This window comes from Parendozoicomonas haliclonae (assembly GCF_900174585.1).
GTDB classification, from domain to species: Bacteria; Pseudomonadota; Gammaproteobacteria; order Pseudomonadales; family Endozoicomonadaceae; genus Sansalvadorimonas; species Sansalvadorimonas haliclonae.
On record NZ_FWPT01000016.1, the window covers coordinates 68,442 to 77,200 of the forward strand.

8 protein-coding genes and 1 pseudogene are annotated in these 8,759 nt (G+C 50.5%); 2 read left to right on the forward strand and 7 right to left on the reverse strand.

Annotation, left to right across the window (positions count from 1 at the left end):
- Positions 1 to 4 precede the first annotated feature (4 nt).
- The 5 genes and pseudogenes from EHSB41UT_RS23130 to EHSB41UT_RS25110 form a co-directional block, all read right to left on the reverse strand.
- Positions 5 to 835, reverse strand: a complete 831-nt coding sequence (locus tag EHSB41UT_RS23130; RefSeq protein ID WP_087113237.1) for an SGNH/GDSL hydrolase family protein — start codon at positions 833 to 835, stop codon at positions 5 to 7.
- A 76-nt stretch (positions 836 to 911) separates the two neighbouring features.
- Positions 912 to 1,583 carry a hypothetical protein gene (locus tag EHSB41UT_RS23135; RefSeq protein ID WP_087113238.1) on the reverse strand — a complete coding sequence of 224 codons (672 nt, stop codon included), beginning with the start codon at positions 1,581 to 1,583 and terminating at the stop codon, positions 912 to 914.
- A gap of 254 nt (positions 1,584 to 1,837) precedes the next feature.
- Entirely contained in the window at positions 1,838 to 3,241 is a 1,404-nt protein-coding gene (locus tag EHSB41UT_RS23145; protein WP_087113240.1) for a glutamine synthetase family protein, read from the reverse strand.
- A 311-nt stretch (positions 3,242 to 3,552) separates the two neighbouring features.
- Positions 3,553 to 3,936: a cupin domain-containing protein gene (locus EHSB41UT_RS23150; RefSeq protein ID WP_462938302.1), complete on the reverse strand. Its 384-nt coding sequence runs from the start codon at positions 3,934 to 3,936 to the stop codon at positions 3,553 to 3,555.
- Positions 3,937 to 3,966: 30 nt separating this feature from the next.
- A pseudogene (locus EHSB41UT_RS25110) lies at positions 3,967 to 4,236 on the reverse strand (helix-turn-helix domain-containing protein); the annotation flags it as partial.
- A gap of 247 nt (positions 4,237 to 4,483) precedes the next feature.
- Between EHSB41UT_RS25110 and EHSB41UT_RS23155 the strand changes: the two are divergent.
- Positions 4,484 to 5,740: an NAD(P)/FAD-dependent oxidoreductase gene (locus EHSB41UT_RS23155; protein ID WP_087113241.1), complete on the forward strand. Its 1,257-nt coding sequence runs from the start codon at positions 4,484 to 4,486 to the stop codon at positions 5,738 to 5,740.
- A gap of 23 nt (positions 5,741 to 5,763) precedes the next feature.
- On the opposite strand, the gene EHSB41UT_RS23160 is transcribed toward EHSB41UT_RS23155, so the two are convergent.
- Positions 5,764 to 6,513: a gamma-glutamyl-gamma-aminobutyrate hydrolase family protein gene (locus EHSB41UT_RS23160; protein WP_087113242.1), complete on the reverse strand. Its 750-nt coding sequence runs from the start codon at positions 6,511 to 6,513 to the stop codon at positions 5,764 to 5,766.
- Between the two features lie 291 nt (positions 6,514 to 6,804).
- On the opposite strand from EHSB41UT_RS23160, the gene EHSB41UT_RS23165 reads away from it, so the two are divergent.
- Complete coding sequence (locus tag EHSB41UT_RS23165) at positions 6,805 to 7,167, forward strand: cupin domain-containing protein (RefSeq protein WP_087113243.1); 363 nt, start codon at positions 6,805 to 6,807, stop codon at positions 7,165 to 7,167.
- A gap of 79 nt (positions 7,168 to 7,246) precedes the next feature.
- Here the strand turns inward: EHSB41UT_RS23165 and EHSB41UT_RS23170 are convergent, their stop codons facing one another.
- The gene (locus EHSB41UT_RS23170; protein ID WP_087113244.1) at positions 7,247 to 8,632 is read right to left on the reverse strand and encodes a hypothetical protein; all 1,386 of its coding nucleotides are present in this window, start codon (positions 8,630 to 8,632) and stop codon (positions 7,247 to 7,249) included.
- Between the last annotated feature and the right edge of the window lie 127 nt (positions 8,633 to 8,759).

Consider the following 8,759-nt stretch of genomic DNA (forward strand, 5'->3'; position numbering starts at 1 on the left):
TCCGTTAAAGATCATCAACAAACGACTGTGCCAGCCTGGCAATAACCGCTGCAGCCCGATCATTCAGATGAACGCAGTCGGTAAGAAAATAAAGCCCGTTAGCATCAGCAATCACATCCCAGCTCTGCCCAAGCACCCGATAACGAATGATCGCCTGCTCCATTAATCCGGCATCAATCTCACAATGGGATGAGGGCTCCTTCCTTTGCTGCAATTCACCCCAAAGGGTTTCATTCAGGGGTAGATAAGTTAATCCCTTTTCAGCAGCGATCTGTCGAATCAAGTTATTGTGCTCAGCAACAAGCTGATTAGCTCGGGAGCCTTCCGTCTCGCCAATGGGAGGCAGTGAAAAGATCGCTATCTGTGCATCCGTTTGATTTTGCAGCTTATCCACTAACCGGGTGAGGCTGTCAGTAAACAAGTCAAAATCCGGCTTGTGTGTTAACTGCCAGTGATCCACATAATACTGCACCCGGTCATCTGACAGCCGGGCCATCACATCATTGGAACCAATAAGGATAGTGACTGCTTTGGGTTGGCAGGCAATCACACTATCGACCCCCTGCAAGGCATTAAATGCCAAACGACTGTTAATACCGGCATTGATCCAGACCGCATCCGCTGCCTTATTGTTATGCGACAAGATCTGCACATAGTCACTGCTGACCCGGCCATGGGTCAGTGAATCGCCCAGGGCAACGAACTTTTCACCAGAAAAATCAACACACTGAGACGGCGTAGGATAAGGCTCTGCCCGTGAAACGCTATTGAGGTATTGATAAAGGCCGAAGAAAGCCGCCAATAGAGAAGCTACAACGACTGCAAAGGTTTTCATTATTTTGTTATCTGGCAGTTGACTGTCTATACGACAGTCAACTTAACACAAGCTCAGGCTGACAGACAGCAGGCTATCAGGACATTACCGCAACTGTCTTCAGAAACAGTTCTGCCAAAACAGTGTCGCCTACGCTTGTGTAAATCACATCCTGCTTAGGCTTACTGTTGGTTACCAGCTGCCAGAATTCCTCCTGACTGATGATGACCTTATTCTCGGTCTCAAAAGCTTCCACAAAGGCGGCCTCACCCTCGTGTTTTTGCAGATACCAGAGGCCACCGCATTCACCAGTTATTTCAATAATGAGATTACACTCAGCCTGCTCCAGCTTCTGATAGGCAACCGGTATGGCCTTAATAAAACAATCAATAATGGGCTGAAAATAGCGAGGCAGATAAAGGCAACCGGTTTGACCAACGGACAAACGAATCTGCATCTGGTGATGCCATTTCTCGGTATATTCACGGGCAATATCAAACCCGTTGGTTGAAACCTCTTCACCGGCCCAGGCTACGGAAAACATTGCTGACTCATCGGGATTCAACGTCTCAAGCAAAGTCACCAGTTCCGTCTCCGACTGACGCAGCATGCCTAACAGGATGCCTGGACTCAAACGACGTGTTGCCGCTATCCAGTCGCTGTTCATACGCTGGATAAACTCCACCAGATCCTGATAGGAATGAATGACGGGAGGTTCGGTAAAATAACCATCCCGCTGCATGGACAGCCGCCGCAACGAGGTATCCATAATATGGCTGGCCAGATCCTTTACGGTTCGCCCGGCCAGGCAGGTTTCCTGCTCCCACTGCTAAGGCGTCAGGGTTTCCAACAGAGAAAACAGCTCTTGATTAAGAGCCGGAAAGACATCCAAGACACGGATCATTGTTGTTACCTGCAAAATGCCATAAATGGAAAATCACAGGAAAGCAGATTCGATTCAATAGCGGTAAACCACAACCAAACAAGGCCGGAAAACCGGCCTTATTCAATGCATTACCAACATTAAACCGTTTTCAGCAACAGCTCGTATTCCAGCTGCGAAACCGTCCGCTCAAAATTGGCCAGCTCTTTTGCCCGCAGGGCATGGTAAAGCGCAACAAAGTCACCGCCCAGATAAGCTTTTAATGTGTCACTGCCTTCCAGCAGACGCAGCGCATCACGCAGATTATCAGGCAAAGATGGAGGATGGGCTTTGGTGGCATTACCACTGGTTGCAGGTGGCGGCACAATCTTCTGCTCAAGACCATAATGCACGCTGGCCAGAATCACCGCCATCACCAGATACGGGTTGGCATCCGCTCCCGGCACCCGATATTCCACCCGGGTATTTTCCGGATCACCAGCCGGGATACGCAAGGCCGTACTGCGGTTGTCATAACCCCAGGTGCCCGCCATCGGGGTATAGAACTCAGGACGGAACCGGCGATAGGAATTCACATTCGGAGCCAGCAACGCCATGGATTCTTCCATTAAGGCCAGCATGCCACCGACGACATGCTCTAGAGCCTGAGATACTGACCCGTCGTCGTTGATCAGAATATTATTGCCCTGCTGGTCCAGCAGACTGATATGCACATGCATGCCGGAGCCGGCCTGCTCACCGTAAGGCTTGGCCATAAAGGTGGCTTCCATACCCTGCGCCGCTGCCACCTGACGAATTACCCGCTTGAGCAGAATCGCCTGATCACAGGCCAGCACCGGATTATCAACATGGTGCAGATTTACCTCAAACTGCCCCGGCGCATATTCGGCAATAATGGAATCAGCCGGCAGTCCCTGCTCACGGGCCGCAGCAATCACAGCCGCAAGAAAATCAGCGTAGGCATCAAGACTGTCCATGGAATAAACCTGCGTATCCTGATCCCGCTCACCGGTAATCGCAGAAACCGGTGGCTGAGGAATACCATTCTCACGCTGCTTATCGACAAGATAGAACTCCATCTCGACTGCAGTCACAGCTGTCAAACCCAGGCTCTCAACCTGTCCAAGCGTTTTCACCAGAACTTGCCGGGGATCGGCAAAGAAAGGCTGATCTTCACGGTCAAACATAGTCATCAGCAGCTGGGCAGAACGGCCATTTTTCCAGGGTACTGTCGTCAGAGAGGAAGGAATAGGACGACAGCGGCAGTCAAAGTCTCCCTGCTCCAGACCAATGCCGGTCTCTTCTACTGTGTCGCCTTTAATATCGAGGGCGAACACCGAGCCGGGCAGAAATACCCCGTTCTTGAAAACCTTGCCGAGGCTGTCCCGCTCTATACGTTTGCCACGCAAGACCCCGTTCATATCTGCAATCAGCAGATCAATATGACCCACCTGGGCGTTACGGTTAAGGAAATCCTGCCAGCCGGAAACATCGACGGTCTCGACAGCTGTACGGGGGGCACTCTGAGTGTCTGCTGTGCTCATAATCTTTTTGCGCCTGTTTATTTATGCATCTGTGCAGGTGCTTTTTTGTTAGAAGAGCTCTGAAAGCTGTGTTGTTGTATTTATCAGAATGCGCAGAACTCTGCATCATTCAGGCTTACGCTACAGACTGACCACAAGTACACACCACAGGGTGTTAAGAAAAGCAGCCAAAATGTAAAAAATATCGTTCAATACTAGCGTGCGCGTAAAATAAAAACAACAAAGGAAGGATGTGAGGAAAGGTTGTCACTTTAGCCGGCACTGCTGACGGGAACATCGTTGTAGCGGGGCCGGCAAAAGAGGTCAGGCCATCAGAAGTTGGCCGGTGTCGTGCAGCTGATAAGCCGGCAATCTTCTTCGCCGGTATTACGGAAACGATGAGGACGGCTGCTTTCAAAATAATAGCTGTCGCCTGGACTGAGATGATATACCTCATGACCAACGGTCAGCTCCAGCACGCCGGCTACAACCATACCGGCTTCTTCACCTTCATGGGACAGCATCTCTTCTCCGGTATCGGAGCCAACCGGATAGACCTCATCCATAAATGACATGGCTCGATTGGAGCGATTCTTGCCGATAATTTTCATGGAGATATCGCCGGCATTCATCTCCAGCAATTCTTCTGCCCGGTAAATAACCGGCTCTTTGGCAATCACATCAATATCAGTGGAGAAGAATTCCACCAGGGACATGGGGATTCCGGAGAGCGTTTTTTTCAAGGAGCTTACTGACGGGCTCACACTGTTTTTCTCGATCATCGAGATAGTGCTGTTGGTAACACCTGCGCGTTTTGCCAACTCGCGTTGTGAAAGGCCATGCATTTTTCTGACCGCTTTCAAGCGGGCGCCAACATCCAAAATCTTCACCTCCTGTCCGACGACTCTTGTTCTGTAGCTTTGTGAGTGTTCATTATATGTAACATTAAACGCAGTAACCAAGCGCTTATCGCTGCCCAGTCTTACATAGAAGACAGAAAATCGAATTGGCCGCACCTTCCCAAAGAGAAAATGATTACAGCGAAAACATTGTTAAAACCAACAGCTCTGCTGAGAGAATCATTAGACAGAGGTTACTTACCACACAACACCGGCAATACAACATCAGCCCAGACATCCATTCTGGACAGAAAATATTCGGCAACAGGCCAGGAAATCGCTACCATGCCAAATGTAAAATAAAAACAACAAACCAGAGATTTTCCACCTTGAGAGCCGGGCAATTCTGGTCAGGAAGATAAATATGCACGCTGACAGCATCTATGCAGCGACCGCCCATACATTTCCCCAACCCCCACACCTGGTCGGAGAGCATAAGACTGATGTGGTTGTTATCGGTGCCGGACTGACCGGTATCAGCGCGGCTCTTGAACTGACCCTGAAAGGTTATAGCGTCAGCGTTCTCGAAGCTCATGATATAGGCTGGGGCGCATCCGGACGCTCAGGTGGCCAGCTGATTGTCGGCATCGCTGACAGCGTGGAAACCATGATCAGAACGATGGGCAAAGCTGATGCAAAGAAAGCCTTTGATATTTCTGTGGAAGCCATTCAACTGGTCAAAGACAGAGTAGCCCGGCACAACATTGACTGTGACCTGACCTCCGGTCAGCTGGAAGTTGCCTCGAAAGCTTCCCACGTTCGTGACTTTCAACAATCAGTCGACATTCACACGACGGAATTTAACTACCCTCTGCAGTTTAAAACCGCCGAGGAGATTACCGACATGACCGGTTCGCCGATTTACCATGGCGGCTGTTATGATCCGGCCGGCGGACATGTTCATCCACTGAATTACACCCTTGGTCTGGCCAGAGCTGCTGCCGAACTGGGTGTCCGTTTCTATGAACACTCTCCTGTTGTTGATATCAAACAACAGAAGCAGCCTCTAGTGATAGCAGACAAGGGCCAGATACGTTGTGACTATCTGGTGGTCGCCAGCAATGCCTACATTGATCGCCTGGTTCCTGATCTGGCCCGCTATATTCTTCCGGTTGGCAGTTATATCTGTGCCACTGAGCCGGTCCCGGACAATGTACTCAAAGACAATCCGGCTGTTGCCGACAGCAAGTACCTGCTCAGCTACTTCCGCAAGGATGTTGACGGTCGCCTGCTCTGGGGTGGGCGCACAGGTCTGACCCGGAATATGCCTGAAAATGTCAGACAGGTTATGACTAAACGTATCGAGCAGGCTTTCCCACAGTTAAAAGGCATCAGGATAGAAAAGCACTGGGGCGGAAATATTGCCGTCACCATGAACCGTATGCCGCACTTTGGCCGCCTGCAAAACAACATCTACTTCCTGCACGGTTACTCAGGGCATGGTATGGCTATGTCAGGTATGGGCGGCAAACTGCTGGCCGAGGCGGTAAGCGGTGATGCAGAACGCTTTGATCTGTTTACCCGTATCCGGCATAACCGATATCCGGGCGGAACATTGCTGCGCGCACCGGCATTGGCAGCGGCGATGATCTGGTTTGGTATCCGTGATGCTCTGGGTTAGAGAGCATCACACAAGAACAGATGTCAACCTGCCCTCTTCGCCTGGGCACTGGCAATGAAACGGCTGAACAGAGCTTTAGACAGAGGCAGCTCGGTCGCTTTCCACTCCGGGTGCCACTGCACGCCAACAAAGAAAGGATGTTCCGGCAGAGAGAAAGCTTCGACCAGACCATCCGGTGCCACGGCCTCAACCACCAGACGCGGGGCTACACTCTTCACACCCTGACCATGCAGAGAGTTCACCTGAAATTCTGTTTGATCCGGGAACCACTGACGGAACAGGCCGCCCTCCTGCAGGGTCAGTCCATGGGCAAAAGCGTACTTGATCTCATACTCACTCTCTTCCGGCTCCCGATGATCCAGATAGCCTGATAGCTCATGCACTTTCGGATGCAACTGACCGCCCAAAGCCACATTCATTTCCTGAAATCCACGGCAGATTCCGAAGATTGGAATCCCTTTGCCCAGGCACTGGCGAATAATAGGCAGGGACAAATCATCCCGGCCTTCATCGGTTGCGGGTTCTTCATGGGTGGCACCGTAATGACGCGGTGCGACATTGGAAGGACTGCCCGGCAGAAACACACCATCAACCATCGCCAGTAGCTGCTCACGATCAGCTTCATCACAACCTGCGGGAATCAATAGAGGCAGACCTCCATAATCACGGATCGCCTGCAGATAGAAATGGTTAACGGATTGAACCTGGTAGATTTTGACCGTCTTCTCGCAACTGATAACGCCAATAACAGGCTTATTCCCGGATTCACTCATAGCAGTGCAACTTCTTGTAATTATCGTGTTGTTGTCTGATATCCCGAATGACAGCTCGGAAAACGAACCATCAATGTTCAAAATATAAAACGGATGCTAATTCGCCCCACCACAAGGGTCAAATATAATTTACATCTGCAAGCTTAAAATGGCTAAATAGAATCAGTATTCAGCGCTAGAGAAATATTTTGTTCAGTATATCAAACACCAAGTCGTATACTGCACACTCGAATTTACCAAAGCCGGTAAAGAAAGAAGAACAAATAACCAGCTCGGGAGAGCAATAGAACCATGAGCAAAACACTGGCTGACCTGATCAACTTTGCCTCCATTGATACCCCTGTCGAAAAGTATCCAACAGATGCCGAACGCCTCGTAAAAGGCAATCCGGAGCAGAACAACCGTCTGCACTTCACTTCGAGCGATGACAAGTTTTTTGCTGGTGAATGGGGAGCTGAGGTTGGCTGCTGGAAGGTTCGTTATACCGAGAATGAGTACTTTCATATTCTCAGCGGCAAATCCATTATCCGTGATAATCAAGGTAATGAGCAGGTACTCACTGCCGGTGATAAAGTTTGTGTGCCTGCCGGGTTTGAAGGGGAATGGGAAGTTGTTGAGCCTACGCAGAAAATCTATGTGATCTATGAACCTTGATTCATTAGTTTTTTGAAGCTCCCTATAAAAAGCCTCGGTCATCACTGACCGAGGCTTTATGTTGTAAACCAATCAAGAATTACAAATTAATTCGGAACACGCGCTGCTTTTCCGTCAGCTTCACCGTTGCCCGTACGGCTCGACCATCCGGCGCCACCACTCTGATAATGTACTGCCCCGGGGGCAGTTGAATACCCGGCTTATACGACGGCTTGATATTCATAATCATGATTTTGGCATTCGGCACATTGGTCTTGATGGTCAGCGGATACAACCCCGGAATTGCCCTGGTCTTCACCGGCTTGACCTCTTCTCCACCAAAACGCTTGTCAAAACTGGCGATCGCCGGCTCTATCACTTTAAATGCCCGGGTTATACCCAATCCGTTATCAACCCCCTCCCCCATCGGCTGCATCATCGGCTGGGTTGTCAACAACCAGTGCAAAGCATGGGAGGTCAGGAATGAACTCTCTTCATCCACCTTATCGAGGAAGTAGTTCACCGCAGACTTTTCATCAGTGTACTTGTTGTCCCACAACATCACCGGCAGTACAAAGATGATCAGGAGAGGGGCGACTTTCAGCGCAGCTGCATGTGCCAACTTGTGATTTCCAGCCCCCTTCTTCATCACCCCGGAGACCTGTAGAAGAGCTACGGTTTTACCCGGCAGCTTGACCACAGTCAGGATCACCAGGAACAGGCTCAGGGACATTGAGATAGGCGGAATAATGGTCGCTCTCAGCGCCTGTTTGCCTTCGTGCTCCAGTGAGCCACCGTCGCCGAACTCTTTCTGCTGAGCCTTGAGAATACCGATAAATTCCCGGGTCTTGCGCTGAACATTCACTTCCAGCACATGCTGCTTGAACTGCACATTGTTCCAGTCTGCCAGCGTTGGTGACACATAGAAGTCACCCATCTCCTGCTTGATTCGGGCCTGGATCGACGGGTTCTTCTGGAAACTCAGCCAGCTCTGATTGGGTGGAATACGCAAGCCTTGTTTGGCCACTTCGCTGTTCCACTTTTTGTTCGCTTCCTCAACGACCTTGGCCTTCACTGCCCGATCAAACACACTGCGTTGATTCAGGGTCCAGTTAGACGGCAGTTTCAACCCTTTACCCACCAACGTCTTACGCGCTTTCTCGGATGTCACCTTGTGAACGCGGAAGTCATGCAAAGACTTGATACCCAGAGGATAACCGCCGCTTTCCCGCTCAAAGTTGGACCCCATATGTGCACGCAGCACATCTTTGTAGTGGTTCACATTGCTGGTGTAGGAGTAGGTATACTCCTTGAAGCCGCCATCACCACCGGTGGCTTTGTCCAGAGCCTGCATGGCTGTATAGACACCACCGGACAGTACCCCCATCGCCAGAGAGTTGAGGGCGTTGGTCGTGGTGGAGACTTTGCGGCGAATCAACCAGGCATTCGGCTCGATATAAGGCACGCCGCGGAGCTTGTTAAACATCGCGGATTCATAAACCAAGTGCGACAGGTAAGAGGTAAGCTGCGATATTGATGACTTTCGCTCGGCCGGAGTGAAGAACCATGCAATATCATCAGCTTACCTCCGAAGAAAGGTTTATGTTTTCTTT